Source organism: Kitasatospora sp. NPDC101176, assembly GCF_044768035.1.
Classification (GTDB): Bacteria; Actinomycetota; Actinomycetes; order Streptomycetales; family Streptomycetaceae; genus Kitasatospora.
The window spans coordinates 46,315-70,803 of record NZ_JBIWPA010000031.1 but is presented as its reverse complement, the minus strand read 5'-3'; the positions used below and the strand labels follow the sequence as shown (position 1 = coordinate 70,803).

The window sequence follows — 24,489 nt, the reverse complement described above, 5'->3', positions numbered from 1 at the left end:
GTCGCAGCGGGGAGACCGTCACATCGCAGGCTCCACCCCGGCCGTACGCCCACACGGCTCGTCAGGCTGCTCGCCGGTAGTAGGTGATGGAGACCTTGACCGGTCCGTCGTTCGAGGCGGTGTTGAGGGTACGGACGATGGCGATGTCCTGACCTCCAGGGGCCCGGACGCAGAAGCTCCTGTCGGCTCGGAGAGTGCTGTACGGCAGGTTCGCCGTGGGCTGGGTCTCGATGCCCTTGAGGCAGTCGGGCAGGGTGAGAGGCCCGGCCGGTGGAATGTAGGCGTCGCTGTCCTCCGGGATGTAGAAGGCTCCGGGTTGGCGGGCGAGGTACCAGGCTGTGGCGTCCTGGGTGACCTTGCCGCTCTTGAGATCGAACTCGTAGTCGCGGTCGGGCGAGGTGAGTTCGAGGTTCGCGTAGGCGGCGCTGTAGCCGGGGACCCCAGCCGGCGGTTCCGATGCGGACGGCGTGGCGGGGCTGGAAGCGGTGGGCAGGGCCGAACCGCTCGTCACCGCGGCGGGCTGGGGCTGGTCTGCGGACTCGTCGAAGTACTCGGTGTAGTCCAGCAGGAGGAACGCTGCGGCGGCACCGACGAGGAGCGCGGCGCCGGTCACCAGCGCGGTGCGACCGCCTCTACGTCTGCGTCTGGCGGGAACGGCCGCGCGGCGGCCGGTCGTGACGGCGTCCACGCTGGTGGGCGTCGGCTCCAGCTTGGTGGGTGACGCGGTATGAAGGACGCGTGAGGTCCGGGCCTCCGCTGACACTGCCGGCTGGGCGGCAGCGGGCGTGGCGGGCAGATCGGTGTGGTTCTGGAGGTCACCACTGACGTGCGGAGGCAGCCAGCCGTCGGAGAAGCGCAGCTCTCCGCCGGTGGCGGGGTGGTTCCGTGCGGCCTCGATCAACCAGGCGGTTCCCGGACGGTCACCGGGGTTCTTGGCCAGGCAGAACCGGACCAGGTCGTGCAGTCCGTGCGGCAGGTGCGAAAGGTCGGGTTCCTCGTGCACCGCTCGGTACAGCGCCATGGGCTCCGGACCGTCGCCGAAGGGGGGCTTGCCGGAGCCGATGAAGGCAATCAGGGCGCCGAGCGCGAAGACGTCGGTGGCCGGGCTCGCGGGCTGTCCGAGGGCCTGCTCGGGGGCCATGAAGCCGGGTGAACCGATCCGCAGGCCGGTTCCGGTGAGCGGGCTCGCATCGGCGGCACGGGCGATGCCGAAGTCGATCACGCGCGGCCCGTCGGGGGCGACGAGGACGTTGCCGGGCTTGAGGTCGCGGTGGACGACGCCTGCGGCATGGATGGCCTGCAGAGCCTCGGCGATGCCGGCGAGCAGGAGCAGAACGGTGCGCTCCGGCAACGGTCCGTGCCGGCGGACGACCTGCTGGAGGGAGGGGCCGGGCACATACGTGGTGGCGAGCCAGGGGCAGACGTCGTCAGTGCCCGCATCCACGACCTGGGCGGTGTACAGACTGTGGATGCGCCGAGCACTCGCCACTTCCTGGGCGAAGCGGTAGCGGAACTCGGGGTCTTCGGAGAGTTCGGGCCGGACCACCTTGAGCGCGACCGGACGCCCGCCCGGAGTGTAGGCGAGATAGACGCGCCCCATGCCACCCGCACCGAGCCGGGCACACAGACGGTAGCCACCGATCTCGCCGGGGTCCTCCAGGCTCAGAGCCTGGAAGGCCGGGGAAACGGGCGCGCCGAAACGCTCTGTGGTCATGCTGGCTCCCAGCGGGTCGTGCGGTGGAGATGGGGACGCGGAGGAAGGTGCGCGACTGAAACGCGCCCTCGGCGAATGCCGGCGTCGGATGGCACCGGATCATAACCGGATCCTCCGTCTCCTCTTGTGTCGGACCTGTGCACCTGATCCGTCCCCTGCCAGGCGCACATCTGCCTCCCGACTGGCCGGCCGCCGCCGGGGTTCGGGGACATGCCGCTACGGGCACCGACGGCAGGGCGTTCGCCCCTCGTCGGAGGGGTGCGTCCTGGGCGTCGGTGCCCGCACGGTCGTTTCAGCCAGCGATTTCCTTGGCCGCGCGGATGCCCGAGAGGTAGGCCCCGTGGACGGTCGCGGACGACTCGCGGTGCGTGGCCTCGCCGGCGAAGTGCACCCGATCACCGATCCGGGCCGCGAGCGCGTCGCGCATGCCCGGGGTGGAGCCGGTCTTGTAGTACGAGTACGAGCCGCGAGCGTACGGGTCGGAAGCCCATCGGGTGATCTGGAAGTCGACGGGCTGGGGGATGTCACCGCCGTACATCGTCTTCAGCGTCTCCATCGCGCCGCCGACGATCTGCGCGTCGCTCCAGCCCTCGATCGTCCGGCCGAAGTCCGCGGCGTTGAAGCCGAGCAACACCGGCTGCCCGACTCCACGGCTGAGGTTGATCCACTGCTCCCACTGCCCGTACTTGTCCAGATCGGGTGCGAACATCAGCCAGTCGGTGTCCGCCCAGAACACCTTGGGGAAACGCAGGTAGCACTTGTTGAGCACACCCGTGCCGAGCTTGTCGATCGCGGTGCGCTTGTCGGCGGGCAGGCCGGGACCGAACGTGACCGTGCCGCTCTGCAGCACACCCAGCGGCAGCGTCACCACCACGTGATCACCTTGGAAGACCCCCCTGTCGGTGGCGACCGTCACACCGGCGGCGTCCCAGTCGATCTGCTGGACGACGTGCTCGGTCCGCACGTCCAGGTCCTTGGCGAGCAGATCGGTGATCTGCCGGTACCCGCCCGGGAACAGCACGTCCTTGCCCCTGATCGAGGCCCCGTTGTCGAAGTGGAGCGCCGACATGTCACCCACGCTGCCGGAGTACTCGTGCTCGTAGTCGTTCAACGCGAAGGAAGCCAGCGCCTTGTCGCCGTTCGACAGCGACGACCAGTTCAGCGCACGCTCGACCACGCTGCGCATCGAGACGTCCTTCTGGTCGTCGTTCTGGTCCTGGTTCGCCTCCAGTGCCTTTGCGGCGGCCTTGCGCCAGCGCTGCATCGCCTGCTCGGAGGCGTCGTCGGCCTTGTGTCCGTTGGCCAGGTAGTCGGTGGCGCTCTCGGGGTCGGTGGTGACCATCCGGGCTCCGGCCTTCTTGGCCAGGTCGGTGATCGGATTCTTGTCGACACCGTGGATCCAGGAGGCACCCATGTCCACCGGGGTGCCGCCCCACTGCTCACTGGTCCAGATCCGGCCTCCGATCCGGCCGCGGGCTTCGAGCACCAGCACGTTCTTGCCCTTGTCGGCAAGGTATCGCGCCGCCGCCAGACCGCTGGCCCCCGCACCGACGACGATCACGCCGCTGCGGTCCGACGGGGAGGAGCCGGCCGGAGCCGACGGTGAGCCGGTCGGGTCGCCGTCGCCGTCGTCCACGCCGTTTGTGCAGGCGGCCAGGGTGCCGAGGGCCGTGGCGGCGGTCAGGCCGAGGCCCATGTTGGTGAGGAAACGTCGGCGGTGCATCGTCATTGGCTGTATACCGATCTGGATCTGCCACGGGCGTGAGGAATCACTGGAGCAGCGCGCTCGGTCGATGCCTGGCCCGTGGGGTTGCGAAGAGGGACCGCGAAGCCTTCGGCGGCGCGCCCGACATCTCCCGGAACCACCGGATGCGGTGGTGCGAATCCGCCTCGTGATTCGCTCGTCGGGCGGCACCGGTGATGCCGCGTACCGAGATCGGAGCCGCGCGACGCTGCGCGGCTTGCCTGGTCCGCCGACCGCTCCCATGCCGACACCGGCTCCCGAGGGATACGGTGGCCGAACGGAACTGACGGATTCACAGCAGGTTCCGGAGGCCCTACCGACGCGCACGGTGCGAGCGCGAAGGAGATTCGCATCACCAAAGGAGCAGGTCCGACCGCGGGCGCGGCAGGTGTCCCTCTCTTCAGTACAATGAAGCTGATACTGCAGAGCATACATTGAGGCACTGGTGTGTCAATAGAGGCATGGGGAGTGGGTAGAGGTTGCGCACCGACGCGACAGAGGTACTGGACGCAGCGATCCCGGTTCTGGCCAAGGACCGCGGGGCGTCCATGCAGGTGATCGCCACACGCGCCGGCATCAGCCGGGCCACGCTGGTGCGCCTGTTCCCGACCCGCCAGCACCTGGTCCAGGCCATGGCGGAGAAGATCCTCGATGACTGCGACCGCGCCCTGTCCCGGGCGGAGAGCGACGACGCTCCCGTCGAGGTGCTGCTCACTGCGCTGGGGGCCGAGTACCCTCCCTTCGCGCAGCTCTGGAACCTGGTCTACATCGAACCCGACGTTCTGGGCGTGCCGGACGCCAGCGCCCGGGCCGGAGACATCTTCAAACGGACCGTGGCGTTCGTCGAACGCGCACAGGGCGCCGGGCTACTGCGTCAGGACATGGCGGCCACCTGGCTGGCGTCGACCTTCTGCAGCCTCGCCGAAACCGCGTGGGAACTGACCCTCGAGGGCCACATGGGTTCGCGACAGGCACCGGAATTCCTCATGTCGGTCCTGCTGCGAGGTACGGCCGCCTGACCGCAGCCCGGCTTCCCGGCCGCGTCCGTTCCGTGCGTGCTCACGTAGCGGTCGGACGCGGTGCCAGCTCGACCGGTGCTCCCCTCAGCACCACGTAGACCACCGAGAACGCCACGATGGCCTCGGCCCACAGGAACGCGGTGTAGTCGAGCAGGCAGCCGATGGGCGGCGCCCCGGGGGCCAGCAGTCTCGGGCTCCAGGCTCTGACCGAACTGCGCAGCCTTCTCGGCGTGCTCGCGGCTGCCCCCGATCAGGCTCCGTCGCTCCGTGGGCTACCCGCCCTGATCGACGAGTCCCTGCGGGCGGGCCTCACCGTCCACCTCACGGTGACGGACCCTCCGGACGGCCGACCCGACCCCGGGCCCGCCGTCCAGTACGTCGTCTACCGGATCGTCCAAGAAGCGCTCACCACCATCCACAAGCACGCCCCGAGCGCCGACGTGAACGTCTCCGCCGAGATCCACCAGGACGGGCTCCACCTCGCTGTGGTCAACTCCTCCGGCGGTACGGGAAGCGAACCTCAGCTGCCGTCCGGCGGCCACGGCCTGGCGAGCATGCGGACCCGCGCCACCGACCTCGGCGGCACCCTGAGCGCCGGTCCCACCCCCGACGTCGGGTTTCGCCGTCCGTGCTCGGCTGCCACTGCTCGACCCGGAAGAGCCGTGAGGGCCGCCGCACAATCCTCACCGTGCCCGCCCGAAGGCCGTGCGGCACCGTGAGGGCTTCAGGGGTCGATGTCCAGTCCCAGGACATTGCAGCCGAGGTGGTGGATGTTGCGTTCGATGCCCGACCGCGTGCGGAGCCCGGGGGTCCTGGCGATGTCGTTGACGATGGTGAGTACGGCCTGTACCCGGATGCGCGCCTCGGCCGGCGACATGCCGGGACGGACGGTGCGCAGCAGGAACAACCACTCGTCGATGTAGTCGCGCTGGACCTGACGGATCCGGTGCCGTTCGTCGTCCGGGAGGTGCTCGGTCTCGTTGACGATGAGTGTCACCAGGTCCGGGTGGGCCAGTGCGAACCGGGTGTACTTCAGCACGAGAAGCCGCAGGGCGGCCGCGTGGTCGTGCGCGGAGGCAAGCGCTTCTGCCAGGTCGAGCCACAATCGCTCGGCACTGCGGTTCATCGCGGTGGCGAGGATCTCGTGCTTGCTGGAGAAGTGGTTGTAGATGCTCTGCCCGGCGATTCCGACGGCGGCGCCGGTTTCCTCGAGGCTGATCGAGGCGTAGCCGCGTTCGGCGAACAACGTGATTGCCGCGGCCAGCAGGCTCTCCCGGCGGGACCGGTGCGGGATTGCCCGGCCACCTCCGAGGCGGTCCGCCGCGCGATCCCCGAGATCCGGGAGGTCGGCGATCGCCATGTGCCGAACGAGGCCGGCGAGCAGGTTCGGATACTCGGGTGTGGGCAGCTCGACGTGCTGGTAGGCGATGCTGGTCGCGATGTCGAGCGTGCTCCAAGCGAGGAGTTCCACGTGGGCGGCGTCCAGGCCCGGCCGGAAGACGGTCAGCTGATCGACGAACAGGCTTCGGGCAGCTCGCAGTTGCTCGCCGAGTTCGGCGTGCTGTTCGGGCGGCAGGTGCCGGGCTTCGCGTTGCCACAGCACGCCGAGTTCCGGACGGGCCAGTGCGGCTTCGGCGAACTCGTCGGTCAGTGAGTCGAGGTCACCTGGCGTAGCGGAGCGCAGCCGGTCGAGGAACGTCTCCAAAGCCTCGGCGACAACCGCGCGGAGCAGTTCCTGCTTACCGCTGAAGTGCCGGTACAAGGCCGAGGGGCCGATACCGACGGCCGCCGCGATGTCGCTCATCGCCACGTTGGCGTAGCCGTGGCGGTAGAACAGCTCACGGGCCGCGGCGACGAGTGACGCTCTTCGATTGCGGGGCCGGGTGCCGCGCGCAGAAGCCGCCGAGGCCTCGGTGTCGACCGTCAACTGTCTTCTCCTGGATCTGGTCCGGTTGCTGGGCGAACGGGCTCGGTACGCCTTCGCCGTCCGCCCAGTATTTCCGGTGCAGCCCGCGCGTGGAAATCCCCGCCCACCCGAAAGCGTGCAGGTGAGGACAGGGTAGGAGAGGACTGAGGCCTCCAATACACGGCACTCTCATGTTCCGTCGGTGCGGCGGCCGGGCGCGGCCGGCCGCCGCCGGCTGTCATCGGGCAGTCCGGGCTCCTTCGGGAGGACGCCCCCGCACTGCTTCGGACACCGGCATCAGGCGCTGTCCCACGTGATCGTCATCCGAGGTCGAGGGATCGGCCGATGATCTCCTTCATGATCTCTGTCGTACCTGCGTAGATGCGGGTGACCCGGCTGTCCTGCCACGCCCGGGCGATCGGGTACTCGAGCATGTATCCGTATCCACCGTGCAGTTGGACGCATGCGTCCACGACCCTGCCCTGCAGTTCGGTGCACCACCACTTGGCCTTGGCGGCGTCGACGGCCGTCAGCTCGCCCTCGTTGAGCGCGACGACGCAGCGGTCCAAGTAGTGCTGGGCCACGTCGATCTCGGTGACCAGTTCGGCGAGCCGGTGTCGGATCACCTGCAGCGATCCGACGGGCTTGCCGAAGGCCTTGCGCTCGCGGACGTAGGCGGTGGTCCAGTCGAACGCGGCGGTGGCCTGTGCCAGGCCGGACACCGCGACGGAGATCCGCTCCTGCGCGAGGTTCCCGGTCAGGGCGAAGAAGCCCTCGCCCTCGGTTCCGAGCAGGTTGGCCACCGGTACCCGAGCACCGGTGAAGGACAGTTCGGCGGTGTCCTGGGCGTGCAGTCCGGCCTTCTCCAGTTTGCGACCGCGTTCGAAGCCCGGGGTGTCGCGTTCGACGACGATCAGGCTCAGGCCGCGGTGCGGGTGATCGCCGGTGCGGACCGCGACGATCACCAGGTCGGCGTTGATTCCGTTGGTGATGAAGGTCTTCGCGCCGTCGATGACGTAGTGGTCGCCGTCGCGGACCGCCTTCGTGCGGATCCCGGACAGGTCGGATCCGGTGCCCGGCTCGGTCACCTGCCTTTCAGTCCAGCGCGACGACGGCGCCGCCGGCGAGGGTGAGGGTGCCGTCGTCCAGGGCGACGGTGAGGGCGAGCGTGGCCAGGCCGCTCTCGACGGACACGACGCCGGCGGTGCAGGTCACGGAGGCGTGCACGGGGGTGAGGGCGGCGAAGCGCACCCGGTAGGAGCGGATCCGTTCCTGCGGCACCCAGTCGGTGAGCAGCCGCGCCAGGTAGGCCATGGACAGCATCCCGTGTGCGAACACGTCGTCCAGGCCGGTGGACCTCGCGACATCGAGGTCGATGTGGATCGGGTTGTGGTCGCCGGACGCGCCCGCGAACAGCGCCAGCGCGGTCCGGGAGATCGGCGCGATGCGCAGTGCGGGCAGCTCGGTGCCGACCTCGATGATCTTCGGGATCGTCACTGAGTCACCTCCGGGTTGCGCACCACGAGGACGCCCTGCATCTCGGCGATCAGCTCGGTTCCGCGGTGGACCTCGGTCTGCTTGACGAGGAAGTCCAGCGCGCCGCCCTTCTTGCTGTACACGTCGACGATGCGTGGTTGCAGGGTGAGGGTGTCACCCGCGTGGGCCGGTCGGTGGTAGGTGAACGCCTGCTCGCCGTGCAGTACCCGACGCAGGTCCACGCCCAGGGAGGTGAGGTAGCCGAACGGGTCGGGCGCCTCCAGTTCCAGGCTGAAGAAGAACGTCGGCGGAACCGGCAGGTCCCGGTGACCGGCCCGCCCGGCGGCATCCACATCCGTGTAGACGGGGTCCGTCTGACCGGTGGCCTTGGCGAAGAAGCGCAGTCGGCCGCGCTCCACCTGGACGGTGATCGGATCGAGCGCCAGCTTCATGGCCGCCGCTGCGTCGATCGCCATCGCTCAGCCCACCTTCTGGTAGAGCGTCACCACGGCGGCACCGCCGAGGCCGATGTTGTGCTGCAACGCCAAGGTCGCGCCGTCCACCTGCCGCGCCTCGGCGTGGCCGCGCAGTTGCCACACCAGCTCGGCGCACTGGGCCAGCCCGGTCGCGCCCAGCGGGTGGCCCTTCGACAGCAGGCCGCCGGAGGGGTTGGTGACCACGCGGCCGCCGTAGGTGTTGTCGCCATCGCAGACGAACCTCTCCGCCGTGCCCTCCGGCGTCAGCCCGAGCGCCTCGTACGTGAGCAACTCGTTCGTGGTGAAGCAGTCGTGCAGCTCGACGACGCGGACGTCCTGCGGCCCGATGCCGGCCTGCTCGTAGACCTGCCTCGCCGCGGCTTTCGACATGTCGTAGCCGACGACCCTGCGCATGTCAGCGTCCGCGAAGGTCGACGGGAAGTCCGTGGTCATCGCCTGGGCCGTGATCGCCACGTCGCTGCGCAGCCCGTGCCGCCGTGCGAACTCCTCCGAACACAGGACGGCCGCCGCCGCGCCGCAGGTCGGAGGGCAGCACTGCAGCCGGGTGAGCGGTCCGTAGATCCGCGGTGAGGCGAGCACCTCCTCGACCGTCACCGGCTCGCGGAACACCGCGTACGGGTTGTTCGCCGCGTGCCTGCGCGCCTTGACCGCGATCTTGGCGAAGGTGTCCTCGGCCAGGCCGTACTCCCTGGCGTAGGCCGCGCCGGCACCGCCGAAGTACTGCGCCGCGAACGGGGCGTCCGATTCCCCCTGCACTGCGAGGGCCGCCTCGTCGAAACGAGCGAAAGGGCTGGTCCGGTCCTGCCAGTGCGACGCCAACGCGCCGCGCTGCATCTGCTCGAAGCCCAGGGCGAGCACGCAGTCCGCCGTTCCGCTCTCGATCGCCTGCCGGGCCAGGAAGAGTGCCGAGGACCCGGTCGAGCAGTTGTTGTTCACGTTCACGATCGGGATGCCGCTCTGGCCCACGCCGTACAGGGCGGCCTGGCCGCAGGTCGAATCGCCGTACACGTAGCCGACGTACGCCTGCTGCACCAGGGCGTAGTCGATCCCCGCGTCGGCAAGCGCGGTCCGCGCCGCCTTCTCACCCATCACGTCATAGGACTCGCTCTTCCTCGGGGTCGTGAAGGGGATCATCCCCACGCCCGCAACGATCACCCTCGATGCCATGCCAGCTCCAGCCTTCCGGTCCATCTGTTGCGCTGGAGACTACTGGTGATTCACTTGCTGGGGAAGATTCCTCCTTCTAGTGGAGTCAACCCCGTCGATTTGGTAGATATGGACTTTCATGTATTCACTTAGGAAGGCGTCCACCGTCAGGGTCGGGGTCTGCGGCGCGTTGTGGCCGGTGATGTGACGCAGCAGACACCGGCCTGCCGCCGGGCGCGCCCGGGAGGTCTCGCGGCGGCTCCGGCTCAGACAGGGCGGAACGGACACACACACCCCGACCGGCCACACGAGACGGGAACCCGGAAGGCGGGAAACGGGCTCCGCCGCCGCGGACTCCGGGCGCGGCGACGGCGACAGAGTGTCAGAGACGTCACCAAAGAACTGCCATGTCCTCAGCTGCGGCCAGGTGTAACCCCACTTGGATAATCAGCGCTTCATCAGCCTGTCGCCTCACAGAACGGGATGGGGAATGCAACCGATTTCCACGGATACGACCAGCCCCGCTTCCGCAGCTCAGTCGTCCCTCCCGCTACGGCGGGTGAAGCTCACGCCATTGATCGCGCTGATCTTCTTCAGTGTCTCCGGCGGTGCGTACGGCATCGAGAAGCTGTTCTCCACCTCGGGGCCCGGGATGGGCCTGCTGCTGCTCGTGGCCGCCCCGCTGATCTACGGCATCCCGCACGCCCTGGTCTGTGCCGAACTCGGCACAGCCATCCCCGTCGAAGGCGGCCACTACCACTGGGTCCGACGCGGACTGGGGAACTTCTGGGGGTTCCAACAGGGCGTGCTGAGCTGGGTGTGCAGCTTCGTGGACATGGCCGTCTATCCTGTCCTGTTCACCAGCTACCTCCAGTCCATGGTCGCCTCGGTCGCACCGGGCAAACACGTGCTGTTCTCCATCGGCGCCATCAGGATCGACCTGAACTGGATGATCTGCCTCGCGGTCATCGCGACGTTCACGCTGCTCAACCTGATGGGTGCGGCCTGGATCGGCGGCTCCTCGGTCGTGTTCGCCGTCATCTGTCTGACTCCCATGCTGCTGCTGACCGTCGTCGGCCTCGCTCATCTCGCGACCGGCGGCGTCAGCCCCGTAGCGCCATTGACGAGCGCGCCCGACCAATCGGCCTGGAACGCGTTCGGCGCCGGGCTCTTCATCGCGATGTGGAACTACAGCGGCTGGGACGCCGTATCGACGGTCGCCGGCGAGATGGAGAACCCCCGCGCACACCTGCCCAGGGCACTCGCCGTCTCGGTGTTCCTGATCACCATCGGCTACCTGCTGCCGGCGATCGCCTCCCTGTCCGTCGGCGCCGACGGCTCGGCCGGGTGGCGGAGTTGGGAGAGTGGCTCCTTCTCCAGCGTGGCCGAGTCGCTGGCCGGACCATGGCTGCAGGTCACCGTCACGGTCGGCGGCATGTTCGCCTCGGCGGCCATGTTCTCCGCCCTGCTCACCACCAACTCGCGCCTGCCCTTCGCCCTGGCCGAAGACGGCTACTTCCCCCCGTGGCTCGCCAAGCGGAGCGCCCGGAGGCAGGTCCCCGTCGTCTCGGTCATCGGCTCGGCCGCGATATACGCTCTGTTCTGCCTGAGCAGCTTCAGCAATCTGATCATCGTGGACGTCTTCCTGACCAACCTCGCGCTGCTGATGCAGGTCGCAGCGCTCCTGGCGCTCCGCGTACGGGAGCCGGACCTGGAACGGCCCTATCGCATCCCCGGAGGAGCCCTCTCGCTGGTCCTGATCACCACGGCGCTGACCGGCGTCACCGCATGGGCGGCATGGCAGCAGTACACGGAGAACGGCACCCAGGCGGTCACCTACTGCCTCGTCGCCGTGGCCGGCTCCAGCCTCCTCTACTTTCCCCTCGCCCGTCGCCGCAAGAGGGCCGCCGCCGTCGCCGGGATCTGACACCAAGAGGGTCCTGACCGGCGCCGGAACGACGTTCCATCAGGAACGTTGCTCCGAAGGCCAATGAGCGAGCAACCCGATGCCGATGCGACAGATGGAGGCGGCGACACGGGTACGCGGCGGCCGGCCCCACCCGAAGGCCCCCGGGACAACTGCTGTTCCGCTGCTCGGCCTGCTCGATCCCACTGCCGCGCGAAGCCGCCGTCGCGGCGTTCCCGTCGCCCGCACCGTCCGGTGACACACCCCGGAGGTGCGGTGTCCGAATGGCAGATCAACCCGCGCCGGAGCCCGCGTGAGCGGGCAGCGCGACACCGGGCGCACGCCATGTGGAGAACGTCCGACGCCACGCCGGGCGAACGCGGCCGCCAGGGATCATCAATGCCTCTATTGACACATCCATGCCTCAATATATCCTTTGCTGTGTCCACCTTCTGAGGCGGCAGCAGGGCCCGCTCCCCTGCCTGCCGCGCTCGGCCCTGAGGAACACCTCCCTCCCCGGCCCCCGGCGGGGTGGTCGGTTGCCGCACTTCCCGGCGCGGTGCCTCCCAGCCCTCAGTGAACGAATGCACGCATCGCTGCGTGCAGGCCCGAAGGTGCGCTTCGTGCTTCGCCACGCAGCGGGCAGCCCGACACCGACTTCGGTGTCCGGCCGCCGACATCATCGGTGAGGTCCGCCGGTCGCGCTCCCACGCCGCGGCCGGCGGACCGATCATCTCGACCGGAACCAGTTCACCCCCACGTACGAACGAATCCCGCGTCAGATCGCAGATGGGTTGACCACCATGAGCATGCAACGCCGAAATCTTCTGAAGGCCCTCGGGCTCGGCATACCCGCCGCGGCCGTCCTGGGCGCCACCGCAGTGCCCACCGCCGAAGCGGGCGTTTCCTCAGCCAGGAACGTCCCAGCCGTCGACCGGCCGGACGTGATCGTGATCGGTGCCGGCATCAGCGGTTTGTCCGCAGCCCGCTACCTCGCCGACCGCGGCGAGGACGTCCTGGTCCTCGAAGCCCGGGATCGGATCGGAGGCCGGATCTGGACCAGCGCGCGCTGGTCCGACTCACCCTCCGACATGGGGGCGTCCTGGATCCACGGCGTCACCAACAATCCGATCAGCGCACTCGCCGCGCAGGCAAAGGCCAGGACCGTACCGACGAACAACGACAGCACCACCTACTACCTGCCCTCCGGCAGCCCCGCCACCGCCGCTCAGGTCCAGGCCCTCAACAGCTGGGCCGCCAAGACCGCGAACGCCCTCACGTCGTACCAGGACACGCAGGACTCGGACACCTCCGTCCGCTCGGCCGTCCAGAAGGCCCTCGGCTGGTCCTCCCTCTCCGAGTACGACAAGGCCCTGCTCGGCTACGACCTGAACGACTACGAGCACGAGTACTCCGGCAGCATCGACCGGATGTCGGCCCTGAACTTCGACAGCGACGCCGACCTCAAGGGCGGCGACGTGGTGTTCCCCCAGGGATACCACCAGATCACGGACCTGCTTGCCGCAGGACTCTCCATCCAGACCGGGCAGGTCGTCGAACGCGTCGACTGGAACTCCACCGGCGTGACCGTCACCACCGACCAGGCCGTGTTCCAGGCCGACCACGTGGTGGTGACCCTTCCGCTCGGTGTGCTCCAGCGCGGAAGGGTGACCTTCGGCCCCGGCCTGCCCGCGACGAAGCGCACCGCCATCGGCAGGCTCGGCATGGGCGTCCTCAACAAGTGCTACCTGCGCTTCCCCCGCACGTTCTGGCCCGGTACCGACTGGCTCGGGTACGTGCCGGCCTCGGCCACGTACGGCCAGTGGGCTCAGTGGGTGAACGTGACCCGCACGAACGGGCAACCGGTACTGCTCGGCTTCAACGCCGGCGACTTCGGCCGCTCCATCGAGAGCTGGAGCGACGCCCGGATCGTCGACAGCGCCATGGGCACGCTCAAGACGATCTTCGGCGGTGCGATCCCCGCTCCGATCGACTACCAGATCACCCGGTGGGCGTCCGACCCCTACTCCCTGGGCTCCTACTCCTACAACGGGGTCGGCTCCACGCCGGCCATGCGCGATCAGCTCGCGGCCGCCGTGGGCAGCCGGGTCCACTTCGCGGGCGAGGCGACCAGCCGGACCTCCTTCGCCACGACCCACGGCGCCTACCAGTCGGGCATACGTGCCGCCAAGGAAGTCCTGGCCTGAGCCAGGACTTCCTTGGAGTCCCGGGTTTCGGCCCGCCCCTCCAAGCAGGCCGAAACCCGGTCCGCCGGCCGGTCCGACCGACGGGCGACGGAGGGCCGCGGAAAGCCGAGCCCCTCATATCGTCCAGCACGTCTTCGCACCTCACAGCCCCGCAAGGCGTGCCCTCACCGAGCCACGACGCACACGGAAGCAGGTCTGAAGTGACCACGCCCATCACGGTCAACGGCGGTGTCTCCCACTGGTACTCCGCACTCGGCCTCCCCGTCCCGCGTCCCGCTCTCGAAGGCTCCACCGAGGTCGACGTCGCCGTCGTCGGCGGTGGCTACACCGGCCTGTGGACGGCCTACTACCTCAAGCAGGCCGAACCGGGCCTTCGCATCGCGGTCCTGGAGGGACACTTCTGTGGCTACGGCGCGTCGGGCCGCAACGGTGGCTGGCTCTACAACGGCTTCGCGGGCCGCTCCGTCTTCGCCCGGCAGTACGGCAAACCGCGCGCCATCGCGATGCAGCGGGAGATGAACGCCGCCGTGGACGAGGTGTTGCGTGTGTGTGCAGCCGAGGGCATCGACGCCGACCAGGTCAAGGGCGGTGTTCTGGAAGTCGCCCGCACCCCTGCCCAGGTGGAGCGGCTGGACGCGTTCGTCGCCGGCGAGCATGCCTTCGGAGAGGCGGCGGTGCAGCGGCTGAGCGCTGCTGAGGCGTCGGAACGGATCGCGGTCGACGGAGTCCTGGGGGCGAGTTGGACTCCGCACGGCGCCCGGATCCAGCCAGCGAAGCTGGTCCACGGGCTGGTAGAAGCGGTCCGGCGCATGGGCGTGGAAGTTTACGAGCAGACCCTCGTCACCGAGATCATCCCGGCAGCCGGCCCGCTTCCCGCCCGAGCGATCACCCCGCAGGGCGCCGTCTCGGCACGGTACGTGCTTCGTTGCACCGAGGGGTTCACCGCGAATCTGCGCGGCGAGAAGCGATCCTGGCTGCCGATGAACTCCTCGATGATCGTCACCGCTCCGCTCCCCGCGTCGTTCTGGGAGTCCGTGGGCTGGGTGGCCGGTGAGACCTTGGGAGACTTCGCCCACGCGTACATGTACGCCCAGCGCACCGCGGACGATCGCATCGCTCTCGGAGGCCGCGGCCATCCCTATCGCTTCGCGTCCCGGACCGACGATGACGCAGCCACACCGCACAGGACCGTCGAGCAGCTGAGCCGGATCCTCACCCACTTCTTCCCCGCGGCACGTGACGTGGCAGTCGAGCACGCGTGGTCGGGCGTGCTCGGCGTTCCGCGCGACTGGTGCAGCACGGTCAGGCTGGACCGAGGCACCGGTCTGGGCTGGGCCGGAGGCTACGTGGGCAGCGGTGTCACCACCGCCAACCTCGCCGCACGAACCCTGCGGGACCTGATCCTCGAGGAGCGGACGGGACTCACCGGGTTGCCGTGGGTCGACCACCGGGTCCGCAAGTGGGAACCCGAGCCGCTGCGCTGGATAGGCGTGCACGGTCTCTACGCCGCCTACCACTTCGCCGACGCACAGGAGCGCGGAGGCCGGCCCCGTACCTCGCCGGTGGCGCGGGTCGCCGACGTGATCTCCGGCCGGCGCTGACGTTGCCACGTCGACGGGCGTTCGGTTCCGCATGTCGCCTTCAGGCTGACCCCGCCTTCCCGGGGCGGGCCGGAGGACAGTCTCGAATCCGATCGACCACCAGCCGCAGGTGACGAAGCGGCAGGGAACATCACGCCGTGACGGCACGAAATGGTTCTGCGTCCCGACCTTCACGCAGACACCCGAACCACACAGATGAGCAGGCGTCATCACACCGGTTCGCAAGAGACCCGCTACAGCGATCACCCCACCCAGGAGCCTCCGTGACCATCGTCCTCCACCGCGCCGACCGAACGGACCTCGGAGCGCCTCTGCCCAAACCGACGAGCACCACAGTGGGACAGGTCGAGGCCGCACTCGTGGTCTGGGAAGGCACGGAAGGCGTGGAGACCGGCGTATGGGAGGCCAGCACCGGCACCTTCACCGCCAGTCGGGGCGGCTACCACGAGGTCTGCCAGATCCTCTCGGGCCGGGCGACCGTGACGCAGACCGGAGGCACGCCGGTGGAGATCGGCCCCGGTGACACCCTGATCACGCCTGCCGGATGGACGGGTGTCTGGGAAGTCCACGAAAGGCTGCGGAAGACCTACGTCATCGTGTCCGCGCCTCGCCGCCTGTGAAGCACCAGCCAGTACGTCTCCGTCCACCCGCGCCATTCGCGGGTGCTTGACCTCAGCCGCGGAACGATGGTGCCCTCGGCGTCGAGCCCGCGTCGAAACCACGCCTCTACTGGGGCGACCGGCCAGCAGACCGTTGGCAGCGTGCCGGCGACCTGCAGGGGGTGCGTCCGCGGCTGGAGGTGAGGGCGGTGTGGCTGCACGCGGGACGCGCGAGGTGCCGCCGCCCGAGGACCGGTGCCCTCGCGGTGCCGATCGCGTCGTCGACGGACCCGGGAGACTGCTGTGCCGTCCATCCGGTGGACGGTTGATGAGGCTACCGACGCGGGAACGGGCGGGTGGAGCGCTGTGCTCCACCCGCCCTTTCGACTGAAGGAGTTAATTTTGACGAGTCGTCGACCGATGACGGCCCTGGGAACGGGGTGCTCGCATGAAACGGCTCGCGTCCTGGATGTTATCGATGCCTGCGGCAAGACCCGGCACGGCGATCCCTGGCTCAAGGCCGTCCTCGGCCAGGCCGCGTCCGCCGCGTCCCGGTCCAAGGGCACCTACCTGGCCGCCCGGTTCAAACGCATCGCCTCCCGGCGCGGCAAGAAGCGGGCCCTGGTCGCCGTCGAGCACTCGATCCTCATCGCGGTCTGGTACATGTTCACCCACGACATCGAGTACCACGACCTCGGCGGCGACTACTTCCTCGAACGCACCGGCAAGACCAGACAGACCCGACGGCTGGTGAGCCAACTGAACCAACTCGGCTACCAAGTCACTCTCCAATCCGTCGAGGCTGTTTGATCTTCAAGAAGGGGCGCGAGAGGGGATTTTCGTATCAGGTGACGACGACGGTCATCTTTCCCAGGGCCAGGCCGGCCTCCATCACCCGGTGGGCCTCGACGATCTCGTCGAAGCGGAAGATCCGGGTGGGGCGGGCCCGCAGGGTGCCGGCCTCCACCTGGGCGTAGATCTCGTCCAGTGGCACCTCCGAGAGGGGGAAGGCGGGGGTGCCCAGGACGAAGGCACTGCCGAAGAAGCTGAGCCGGACACCGCTGGGCAGGTCGGCGATGGGGTTGAAGTCCGCTACCGGGGCGAGTCCGCCGAGGAAGCCGACCTGGCAGACCCGCCCGCGCGGCCCGACCGCGCGGAGCGAGTCGCGAAGGGCGGTGTTCCCGACGACGTCGAGCAGTGCGTCGACGGTGAGGCCGCGGTGCTCGACCTCCGCGGCCAGCTGACCGTCGTCGATGAGCACGTCGGCGGCCCCGAGGTCCCTGAGCAGGGTCGTGTGCGCCGGGTTGCGCGTGGTGGCGAGCACCGCCGCGCCGTGGTGGACGGCGAGGTCGACGGCGGCCTGTCCGAGGGAGGAGGTCGCGCCCCGGACGAGCAGGGTCTCCCCGGCCCGGAGGGCCAGGTTGCCGTGCAGTGCGCTGTGGGCCGTGGCGTACACCTCGGGCACGGCGGCCAGGTCGGCCCAGGGCAGTGGCGAGTTCACCACCACCACGTTGGTCGCGGGGACGGTGACCAGTTCGGCGTAGCTGCCGTTCCTGGTCCGGCCCATGCCGCCGAGGATCGCCACCACCTTGGCCCCGACGGGCAGTCGGCCCGACGGGTCGGCCTCGACGAGGCCGGCGCACTCGATCCCGGGGACGGCGGCCACCGGCCCCCATGCGCCGCTCCGCATGTACGCCTCGGCGTGGTTGAGGCCGAAGGCCTTGACCCGGATGAGGATCTCGCCGGCGGCGGCCACCGGGTCGGGCAGTTCCGTGATCGTGAGGACCTCGGGGCCGCCGTGGGTGGAGATGACAATGGCCTTCATGTCCGAACCTCGTTCTTGAGTAGTCATTCAACTATGGCGCCGACGAAAGGGCCACCGCGTACGGTGGCCCGGGGTGCCGCGCCGTCAGGAGAGCGTGGCGAAGGCGTTGTCGACGATCGTCCGCAGGGCCGTCTCGTCGGGATCGGCCTTGCCGACGACCATGAGCCCCTGGCACGTCGCGACCAGCAGCTTGGCGCTGCCCGCCGGGTCGAGCGAAGCCCGTACCTCGCCCCGGCGGACGGCGTTCTCCAGGGCGTGGGTCATGCACCGCTCCAGGCGCGCCAGGTGGCCGCGCACGACGGCTGCCGCGGCGTCGTCCTCCGCGGCGTTCTCGATGGCCGTGTTCACCAGGAGGCAGCCCTGGCGCCCCTCGGGGCTGAGCAGGTCGCGCACCAGCCCGTCGAAGTAGCTGCGGATCTCCGCCACCGACGCGCCCGGCGCGTCCAGCTCGCCGAGCTTCTGCGGCACGACCAGCTTGGAGTAGCGCTCCAGCGACTTCACGAAGAGCGCGTGCTTTCCGCCGGGGAACGCGCTGTAGATGCTGCCGGGCTTGACGCCCGAGGCCTTGACCAGGTCCTCGATGGAGGTGGCCCGGTACCCGCGCTCCCAGAACCGGAGCATCGCCTGGTTCAGCAGGGCGTCGGGGTCGAACTCGCGCGGTCGGGGCATGGGGGAAACATACCTGAGCGATCATTCAAGAACAAGGGTCGGCCGGGCGCGGAACACGCCTCCGGCCCGGAACACGCCTCCGGCCCGGAACACGCCTCCGGCCCGGAACACGCCTCCGGCCCGGAACACGCCTCCGGCCCTGAAGACGCCGCGGGCCCTGAAGACGCCGCGGGCCCGGGCCGCCCGATGGCGGCCGGGGCCCGCGGCGTCATGTCAGGTGCCGGGTGGATCAGCCCTCGCGGGTCTCGCCCCAGGGCTCCGAGGAGTGCTGCGGGTCGCAGTCGATCCGGAGCTCCAGGCAGTTCACCTGCTCCACGTTCTGCGCGTGGTCGACCGAGCGGTACTCGACCGTGTGCGTGCCGTCGCCGCTCACGGTGAACGGCCCGGTGTAGCGCGTCCACTCCCCGCCGTCGATCCGGTAGTCGGTCATCGCGACGCCGCTGATGTCGTCGGTGGCGTCGAGGGTGACCGTGACGTCCGAGTGGTAGACGCCGTGCCGGTCGGGGTGCGGGTGGGTGCGCGCCGTGGTGACCGGCGGGAGGGTGTCGAGGGGCAGCTCCATGGCGGCGTCCTCGACGGTCATCTCGTTCTCCTCGGTGGGCGCCGGGGCGCCGCCCGTGCCGGAGTGGGCGATCGAGCCGCCGCGCAGCTGGATGCTGCCCCAGTCGTCGTGCCCGGGCAGCAGGGTCTGCACCTTGTCGTTGTTGGTGTCGAACGCGACGGGGCTCTGGTTGATCATGCCGTCGCAGTCCCAGTCGACCTGCCCCGCACTGGCCTGGACGGTGACGAACCGGGAGCCCTGCAGGGTGTTCGGGCACCAGTGCATGACGTCGTAGCCCGCTGCGCTGGAGGGGAACTGGCGCTCGTTCAGCGAGGGCTCGTTGAGCGAGCCCACCTGCCGGGAGTAGTCCATGACCCCGGTGGTCGTGCCGACGGACAGGCCGCCGAGCTGGTAGGAGTAGTTCATCACGCTGAAGTACTGCGGCTGGTGGTTGGGGGTGTCGGCGTTCCCCGCGTGCTTCAGGCCGAGGTTGTGCCCGAGCTCGTGCATGAACGTGCCGGCCTGCTGGTCGAGGTCGCCGACCTTGTTGGTGAAGCTGCCCAGGCTGACGATGAAGTCGCTGCTCGGGGCACCGGCGGCGATGCCGCTGTAGGTCACGCCGGGCTGCAGGTCGTGCGCCGAGACGGCGTAGTGGAAGATCGAGCTCCGGCCGGTGCTGATGAAGCCGCCCTTGGCCGTCTTGAGCTTGTTGAAGTCGTCCCACAGGTAGCGCCCGCTGGCGTCCACCGTCCCGAGGTTGGCGGCCTCGGTCTGCTTCTTCGCCCTGCTGAGCGTGCCCCAGGTGGTGTTCTTGGCGAAGTCGAGGATGCTGTCCGGCCCCTCGTCGACGTGCAGGTTGATCCCCGTGGTCGGGCTGTGCCGGTTGTACGGCGAGTTCTTGAAGGAGTCGACCACCTTCCTGATCGCGTCACTGGTGAGCGCGTGGCTGTGGGTGTCGTCGGCCATCCAGTCCACCTGGACGAAGATGTCCGGCTTGTTGACGTCGGCGCCCATCGCCTTGAGGTCGATGAACTGCTCGGGGCTGCCGTCGCTGGGCTTGATGGTGACGCCGTTGCGCTTCCAGTCGTCCGGGATCCCGTCGCAGGTGGTGGAGTTGCAGTCGACGGTGAAGGTGACGGGGGTGAAGGGGTCGGTGCCCCCGGCGCGGTTCACCACGTAGCCGGTGGGCGCCGTCTGGGTGAAGGTGTTCGGCTGGTCGAGCGGGGCCGGGACGTTCCAGCCGAGCGTGATCACGGTGCCCTGGGCCTCGCCTGTCACCTGGTAGGTGACGGTCCCGGACGCTCCGGTGGAGCCGTTGCACACCCCGACGTTGAAGTCGCCGGTGCCGCCGAGGGCGTTGAGCCGTGCCGGCGGGTTCGAGTTGGCGCAGCCGGTGGTGACCTGGAGGTTGACGAGGGTCAGGTCGCGGTCGCTGCTGTTGACGAGGTTCACCCCGAGCAGGCCGCCCGCCCGGCGTGCGGCCGCGGCGGGGGCGATGGTCGCCACGAGGGTGAGCAGGACGAGGGCGAGCACGAGGAGGGGGGCGGGGCCGCGGTGCCGGAGGAGCCGCGGGAGCGCGGCGGCACCGAGTGGGTGATCTGTCGTCATGCGGTCACCGTAGGTGTTCGTCCGTCGCGGACCTGTCATGCCCCGTCGAACAGTCACCCCGACGGACGCGCCGGTCACGCGGCCGATCGAGGTGCACCTGTCCGGGCCGCCGCGGCCCGCCGAAGCGGCCGACACGGCGGACGGTGACCGGGTGCTCCGGCGCGCGGCAGGCCGGGGCCGCCGTCCTCGGCCGCTCATGGCAGATCGTCACCTACCGTGTCAAAGGGTCACCTGGCGAGCTCCCCTCGTGCCGGTCACCGCCGACGGGGCCCGCCACCACCCTCCCTCGTGTCGCTCTGACCTCCGATCACGCGCCCGGGACCCGGGCGGGATCGGGCCCCGGACCTCCAGAAGGCAGAACCTCGTGCAGAAGATCACTCGGCTCGTCCTGGCCGTCGCCACCGCCCTCGCGGCGGCGACCGCGGGCGCCCCGTCGACCGCCGCGGCGTACGGCGGCGGCGACCAACCGCACGGCGGACACCACGCGGTGTTCGTCCAGACCGACAACCCGGCGGGCAACCAGGTCATCGCCTACCGGCGGTCCGACGACGGACGGCTCACCCCGGCCGGCACCTACGACACCCACGGCCTCGGTGGTGTGCTGGACGGATCCGTCGCCGACCACCTCGCCTCCCAGGGGTCGCTGACCTACGACCCGCGCCACGCCCTGCTGTACGCGGTGAACGCCGGAAGCGACACCGTCTCGGTCTTCTCCGTCGACGGCGACCGGCTCGCGCTGCGCCAGGTGGTCGGCTCCGGCGGTCGCTTCCCGGTGAGCGTCGCCGTGCACGACGACACCGTCTACGTCCTCAACGCGCTGGACGGCGGCTCGATCCAGGGCTTCACCGTCCGCGACGGCCGGCTCCACACCGAGGCCGACTGGAACCGCTGCCTCGGACTCGACCCGAACGCCACGCCCCAGTTCACCAACACCCCGGGCCAGGTGGGCTTCACCGGCGAGGGCTCCCAGCTCGTGGTCACCACCAAGGCGAACGGCAGCAGCCTCCTGGTGTTCAACCTGGACCGCTCGGGCGGCCCCGGCGACAGCCCCGTCACCACGGCCCTGCCCGGGGCCGTGCCGTTCGCGTTCGTCCCCAACGGCCCGCACGGCCTGTTCCTCGCCGAGGCCGGCACCAACGCCGTGGCCACGTTCACGATCCACCGCGACGGCACTGCCTCGCAGGAGGCCTTCGCGGCCACCGGCCAGGCGGCCACCTGCTGGATCGTCGGGGTGCGCGACCTGCTCTACGCCTCCAACGCGGGCAGCTCCACCCTCACCGGCGTGCGCACCGCCGACCAGGGCCGACGGCTGACCGTCCTGGGCAACACGCCCACCGACCCGGGCACCGTGGACGCGGCGGTCTCCTCGAACGGCCGCTACCTCTACGCCCAGACCGGCGTCAACGGCGTCCTCGACGAGTTCGCGATCAACGACGACGGCTCGCTGACCCGGATCGGCTCCCAGACCGTCCCCGGCGGCGCCGGCGGCGAGGGCGTCGTCGCCTTTTGAGTCATCGCTCGGCGGACCGCCCGGTCCGCCGTACGGAGGCCGCCCCGGAAACGGCCGGGGCGGCCTCCGCGTGCCGGGACGTCAGAGCCCGGCCGCCTTGGTCCGCTCGTAGTGGCGGGCCGCGCGGGCCCTGGTCCCGCAGCCGGCGGAGCACCACTCCCGCCGCGGATGGTTCTTGACGAAGTACAGGACGCAGCCGGGGGCCTGGCAGGCCCTCAGGTCGGCGGCCTGATCGCCGGTGAAGAGGTCGACGGCCTGCTGGGCGATCTCGGCGAGGGCGGTGGTGACGGGCGGCGTCGCGCTGCGCGCGAGGGCCGACGGCCGCTCCCCCCAGGACAGCTCCCGCCAGCGGGCCGCGGCGCGGACCCGCCGGTTCACCTCCGCGACCGCGTCCGACGGTGCCTCGCCGCCCCGGACCGCGACGCCCGCCAGGGCGCGGATCGCGTCCCTCAGTGCCCGCGTGGCGTGCAGTTCCCCGGCGCCGACCTCCAGCAGGTCGGCGTCCGTGCAGGGTTCGGCGAACCGCTCGCCGTTGTCGCGGAACCAGGCCGCCACGTGCTCGACCGTCTGCAGGCCGTCGACCAGGCGCCCGCGCACGGCGTACGTGGCGTTGGCCAGCTCGATGGGCAGCGCCTCTCCGAGCAGGGGAGCCCCGCCGTTCTCCAGGTCCTCAACCTTCACGACCTCATGGTAGCTCAGCCTTGCAACCGTGAGAAGAATCTGCCTACAGTTCTCACGGTTGCAGCGCCGAGCAACCGTAAGAACCTTCCGTTTCGTGTCCTTGGAGGATCACCGTGTCCCGACTCCCGATCATCGAGCCCGCCCACGCCCAGGCTCCCGCGGCCGGCTTGCTGGCCGCGGTCCAGAAGGCCCTCGGCGTCACGCCGAACATGACCAAGGTGATGGCCAACAGCCCGGCCGCGCTCAAGGGCTACCTGGAGTTCTCGGGCGCGCTCTCCGGCGGCGCGCTCTCCGCGGCGGTCCGCGAGGGCATCGCGCTCACCGTGGCCCAGGAGAACGCCTGCGACTACTGCCTCTCCGCCCACACCCACATCGCCACCAACCTCGCGGGGCTCACTCCCGAGGAGGCCGGGGCCGCCCGCCGCGCCGAGTCCGCCGACGTCAGGACCCGCGCGGCCCTGGTGCTCGCCGCCACCCTCGTCCGCACCCGCGGCGGCCTGGAGGACACCGACCTCAAGGCGGCCCAGGACGCCGGCCTCACCGATGCCGAGGTCGCCGAGGTGATCGCCAACGTCGCGCTGAACGTCTTCACCAACTACTTCAACAAGGCCGCCGACGTCGACATCGACTGGCCCGAGGTCAGCCACCTGTCCTGAGTCCGGCTGCCGGTGCGCCGCCGCCCGACGCGCGGGCGGCGGCGCACCGGCGGAACGCGGCGGCCCCCGGTGCGGTCGCACCTGGGCCCCGGTCGCGGTGCGGTGCCAGACTGGTGATGAGCGACGGGAGGTCGCCATGGGGCTCTACAACGACCAGGTCGTCCCGCGGATCATCAACGTGGCCTGCGGCATGAAGGAGGCCGACCGGCTCCGGAGCCGGGTCTGTGCGGGGCTGGGAGGCGAGGTCGTCGAGATCGGCTTCGGTTCCGGGCTCAACGTCCCCTTCTATCCCGAGGCCGTCACCAGGGTGGACGCCGTCGAACCCTCCGACGTCGGCTGGAAGCTCGCCGGCAAGCGTCTCGCGCAGACGGACGTCACCGTGCGCCGGGCTGCCCTCGACGGCCAGTCACTGCCCTTCCCGGACGACAGCTACGACGCTGCCGTCTCCACCTGGACCCTGTGCACCATCCCGGACGCCGCCGGCGCCCTGCGCGAGATCCGGCGGGTGCTCCGGCCGGGCGGGACGCTGCACTTCGTCGAGCACGGGCTGGCGCCGGACGCGGACGTGCGCCGGTGGCAGCGCCGCCTCGACCCCCTGCAGCAGCGGCTGTTCGGGGGGTGCCACCTCACCCGGAGGATCGCCGACCTGCTGATCGGCGCGGGCTTCACCATCACCGAACTCGACGTCTTCTACGAGAAGGGCGCGCCGAAGGCCATGGGCGCCGACTCCCTCGGCATCGCGGTCTCCCCGGCCTGAGGCGGCAGGTCGCCGGTCCGAGGCGGCCCGACCGGGTCAGGCCGCCCCGCTCACGCCGGGCGCGACGAAGCGCCGGTGCAGGGGGGAGAAGCTGGTCTCGGGCTCGCCCGTGATGCCCGCCTTCCGGACCGCGGCCGCGAGGCGTTCGGCGAAGAAGCGCTCGAAGTCGGCGCGCGAGGTCCACACGTCCACGACGTGCAGCGCGCCCGACTCGAACCAGGCCACGTGCATCAGGGCGCCCTCGGGGGTGCGTTCCTCCCAGCCCACCGCCTCGCGCGTGGCGTCGTACTGCTCGGGTGTGACCCCGGCCCACCGCATCGACATGACCTCGGCCATCGTGGACACCTCGTTCCCGTCGATCCGTGCGTACCTCCAGCACACCGCACACCACCACCGGCTGCATCCGCAGCCCGGTTCGTTCCGCAGG

The 24,489-nt window shown here is 70.0% G+C and carries 22 protein-coding genes and 1 pseudogene; 10 read left to right on the top strand and 13 right to left on the bottom strand.

The window, feature by feature from the left end:
- Positions 1-61: 61 nt before the first annotated feature.
- Together ACIRS1_RS31110 and ACIRS1_RS31105 are read right to left on the bottom strand one after the other, a co-directional pair.
- The gene (locus ACIRS1_RS31110) at positions 62-1,714 is read right to left on the bottom strand and encodes a serine/threonine-protein kinase (protein ID WP_402845474.1); all 1,653 of its coding nucleotides are present in this window, start codon (positions 1,712-1,714) and stop codon (positions 62-64) included.
- Between the two features lie 292 nt (positions 1,715-2,006).
- Positions 2,007-3,437 (bottom strand): flavin monoamine oxidase family protein, encoded by a 1,431-nt coding sequence (locus ACIRS1_RS31105; RefSeq protein ID WP_402845472.1) that lies wholly within the window; start codon positions 3,435-3,437, stop codon positions 2,007-2,009.
- 500 nt (positions 3,438-3,937) lie between these two features.
- Here ACIRS1_RS31105 and ACIRS1_RS31100 point away from each other — a divergent pair, with 500 nt between their 5' ends.
- Complete coding sequence (locus ACIRS1_RS31100; RefSeq protein ID WP_360217536.1) at positions 3,938-4,477, top strand: TetR/AcrR family transcriptional regulator; 540 nt, start codon at positions 3,938-3,940, stop codon at positions 4,475-4,477.
- A 40-nt stretch (positions 4,478-4,517) separates the two neighbouring features.
- Here the strand turns inward: ACIRS1_RS31100 and ACIRS1_RS31095 are convergent, their stop codons facing one another.
- Positions 4,518-4,631 carry a hypothetical protein gene (locus tag ACIRS1_RS31095; RefSeq protein WP_402845513.1) on the bottom strand — a complete coding sequence of 38 codons (114 nt, stop codon included), beginning with the start codon at positions 4,629-4,631 and terminating at the stop codon, positions 4,518-4,520.
- 7 nt (positions 4,632-4,638) lie between these two features.
- On the opposite strand from ACIRS1_RS31095, the gene ACIRS1_RS31090 reads away from it, so the two are divergent.
- Complete coding sequence (locus ACIRS1_RS31090) at positions 4,639-5,196, top strand: sensor histidine kinase (protein ID WP_402845470.1); 558 nt, start codon at positions 4,639-4,641, stop codon at positions 5,194-5,196.
- 5 nt (positions 5,197-5,201) lie between these two features.
- On the opposite strand, the gene ACIRS1_RS31085 is transcribed toward ACIRS1_RS31090, so the two are convergent.
- The 5 genes and pseudogenes from ACIRS1_RS31085 to ACIRS1_RS31065 all read right to left on the bottom strand — a co-directional run bounded on the left by ACIRS1_RS31085 (position 5,202) and on the right by ACIRS1_RS31065 (position 9,523).
- Positions 5,202-6,404 (bottom strand): TetR/AcrR family transcriptional regulator, encoded by a 1,203-nt coding sequence (locus ACIRS1_RS31085; protein ID WP_402845469.1) that lies wholly within the window; start codon positions 6,402-6,404, stop codon positions 5,202-5,204.
- Positions 6,405-6,703: 299 nt separating this feature from the next.
- Positions 6,704-7,471 (bottom strand): annotated as a pseudogene (locus tag ACIRS1_RS31080) (acyl-CoA dehydrogenase family protein); the annotation flags it as partial.
- A gap of 7 nt (positions 7,472-7,478) precedes the next feature.
- Entirely contained in the window at positions 7,479-7,880 is a 402-nt protein-coding gene (locus tag ACIRS1_RS31075) for a MaoC/PaaZ C-terminal domain-containing protein (RefSeq protein ID WP_402845467.1), read from the bottom strand.
- The gene (locus tag ACIRS1_RS31070; protein WP_402845465.1) at positions 7,877-8,335 is read right to left on the bottom strand and encodes a MaoC family dehydratase N-terminal domain-containing protein; all 459 of its coding nucleotides are present in this window, start codon (positions 8,333-8,335) and stop codon (positions 7,877-7,879) included. The genes ACIRS1_RS31075 and ACIRS1_RS31070 overlap by 4 nt, the downstream gene beginning before the upstream one ends.
- Before the next feature lie 3 nt (positions 8,336-8,338).
- Positions 8,339-9,523 (bottom strand): lipid-transfer protein, encoded by a 1,185-nt coding sequence (locus tag ACIRS1_RS31065; RefSeq protein WP_402845464.1) that lies wholly within the window; start codon positions 9,521-9,523, stop codon positions 8,339-8,341.
- A 538-nt stretch (positions 9,524-10,061) separates the two neighbouring features.
- On the opposite strand from ACIRS1_RS31065, the gene ACIRS1_RS31060 reads away from it, so the two are divergent.
- The 5 genes from ACIRS1_RS31060 to ACIRS1_RS31040 all read left to right on the top strand — a co-directional run bounded on the left by ACIRS1_RS31060 (position 10,062) and on the right by ACIRS1_RS31040 (position 16,625).
- A complete protein-coding gene (locus tag ACIRS1_RS31060) occupies positions 10,062-11,429 on the top strand; it encodes an APC family permease (RefSeq protein WP_402845462.1) in 1,368 nt (455 codons plus the stop codon).
- Between the two features lie 782 nt (positions 11,430-12,211).
- On the top strand, positions 12,212-13,615 hold the full coding sequence (locus tag ACIRS1_RS31055) for a flavin monoamine oxidase family protein (protein WP_402845461.1): 1,404 nt from the start codon (positions 12,212-12,214) through the stop codon (positions 13,613-13,615).
- A 200-nt stretch (positions 13,616-13,815) separates the two neighbouring features.
- A complete protein-coding gene (locus tag ACIRS1_RS31050) occupies positions 13,816-15,216 on the top strand; it encodes an NAD(P)/FAD-dependent oxidoreductase (protein WP_402845459.1) in 1,401 nt (466 codons plus the stop codon).
- Positions 15,217-15,479: 263 nt separating this feature from the next.
- On the top strand, positions 15,480-15,836 hold the full coding sequence (locus tag ACIRS1_RS31045; protein ID WP_402845458.1) for a cupin domain-containing protein: 357 nt from the start codon (positions 15,480-15,482) through the stop codon (positions 15,834-15,836).
- 381 nt (positions 15,837-16,217) lie between these two features.
- Positions 16,218-16,625: a hypothetical protein gene (locus tag ACIRS1_RS31040; protein WP_402845456.1), complete on the top strand. Its 408-nt coding sequence runs from the start codon at positions 16,218-16,220 to the stop codon at positions 16,623-16,625.
- A gap of 34 nt (positions 16,626-16,659) precedes the next feature.
- Here ACIRS1_RS31040 and ACIRS1_RS31035 read toward each other — a convergent pair whose 3' ends face one another.
- From ACIRS1_RS31035 to ACIRS1_RS31025, 3 genes are all read right to left on the bottom strand, one after another.
- Positions 16,660-17,640: a zinc-binding dehydrogenase gene (locus ACIRS1_RS31035; protein WP_402845454.1), complete on the bottom strand. Its 981-nt coding sequence runs from the start codon at positions 17,638-17,640 to the stop codon at positions 16,660-16,662.
- Between the two features lie 84 nt (positions 17,641-17,724).
- A complete protein-coding gene (locus tag ACIRS1_RS31030; protein WP_402845452.1) occupies positions 17,725-18,309 on the bottom strand; it encodes a TetR/AcrR family transcriptional regulator in 585 nt (194 codons plus the stop codon).
- A gap of 229 nt (positions 18,310-18,538) precedes the next feature.
- Complete coding sequence (locus ACIRS1_RS31025) at positions 18,539-20,458, bottom strand: OmpL47-type beta-barrel domain-containing protein (RefSeq protein ID WP_402845450.1); 1,920 nt, start codon at positions 20,456-20,458, stop codon at positions 18,539-18,541.
- A 364-nt stretch (positions 20,459-20,822) separates the two neighbouring features.
- On the opposite strand from ACIRS1_RS31025, the gene ACIRS1_RS31020 reads away from it, so the two are divergent.
- On the top strand, positions 20,823-21,968 hold the full coding sequence (locus ACIRS1_RS31020; protein WP_402845449.1) for a lactonase family protein: 1,146 nt from the start codon (positions 20,823-20,825) through the stop codon (positions 21,966-21,968).
- An 81-nt stretch (positions 21,969-22,049) separates the two neighbouring features.
- Here the strand turns inward: ACIRS1_RS31020 and ACIRS1_RS31015 are convergent, their stop codons facing one another.
- Positions 22,050-22,649 (bottom strand): CGNR zinc finger domain-containing protein, encoded by a 600-nt coding sequence (locus ACIRS1_RS31015; RefSeq protein WP_402845447.1) that lies wholly within the window; start codon positions 22,647-22,649, stop codon positions 22,050-22,052.
- A gap of 113 nt (positions 22,650-22,762) precedes the next feature.
- Between ACIRS1_RS31015 and ACIRS1_RS31010 the strand changes: the two genes are divergently transcribed.
- Both ACIRS1_RS31010 and ACIRS1_RS31005 read left to right on the top strand, forming a co-directional pair.
- Positions 22,763-23,305 (top strand): carboxymuconolactone decarboxylase family protein, encoded by a 543-nt coding sequence (locus ACIRS1_RS31010; RefSeq protein WP_402845445.1) that lies wholly within the window; start codon positions 22,763-22,765, stop codon positions 23,303-23,305.
- A 136-nt stretch (positions 23,306-23,441) separates the two neighbouring features.
- Complete coding sequence (locus ACIRS1_RS31005; RefSeq protein ID WP_402845443.1) at positions 23,442-24,062, top strand: class I SAM-dependent methyltransferase; 621 nt, start codon at positions 23,442-23,444, stop codon at positions 24,060-24,062.
- A gap of 36 nt (positions 24,063-24,098) precedes the next feature.
- Here the strand turns inward: ACIRS1_RS31005 and ACIRS1_RS31000 are convergent, their stop codons facing one another.
- Positions 24,099-24,398, bottom strand: a complete 300-nt coding sequence (locus ACIRS1_RS31000) for a hypothetical protein (protein ID WP_402845441.1) — start codon at positions 24,396-24,398, stop codon at positions 24,099-24,101.
- Between the last annotated feature and the right edge of the window lie 91 nt (positions 24,399-24,489).